Here is a 351-nt window from a genome sequence, read left to right as displayed (position 1 = left end):
GTGTACCCCACCCACCAATCCGCATTTTTTGTGCCGCTACATCACGATAGATGGTAGATCGACCGATGAGTGCGCCTTTTTTGTAACTGTTCGCAAGTGATGCGAAAGTAATGGTTCCCGTTCCGATTGCTGTGATCTTCTGATTCTCAAAAGCCACATCATCACAAATCGTCACTTCTTGTCCTACTGTAAAGCCCGTCGTTGACGCTACTGTAACTGTTATGGAAGAAGATTTGGCGGTCAACGCTGTTGTCGCATACGTTTTGGTTTGATCCAGTTTCAATACTGGGTCATCCACGCCATCGTAGGTGTCGGCAAATCTCGCTTGCGCTCCTTCTACATCATGACTGT

At 47.3% G+C, this 351-nt stretch carries 1 pseudogene; it reads right to left on the bottom strand.

Going from position 1 to position 351, the window contains the following annotated elements:
• Window positions 1–351 (bottom strand): annotated as a pseudogene (locus ACQ5DJ_RS30055) (integrase); the annotation flags it as partial.

Origin of the sequence: Brevibacillus sp. FIR094, from assembly GCF_050477165.1 — a bacterium.
Classification (GTDB): domain Bacteria; phylum Bacillota; class Bacilli; order Brevibacillales; family Brevibacillaceae; genus Brevibacillus.
This window is presented reverse-complemented; position numbering and strand designations above follow the sequence as displayed.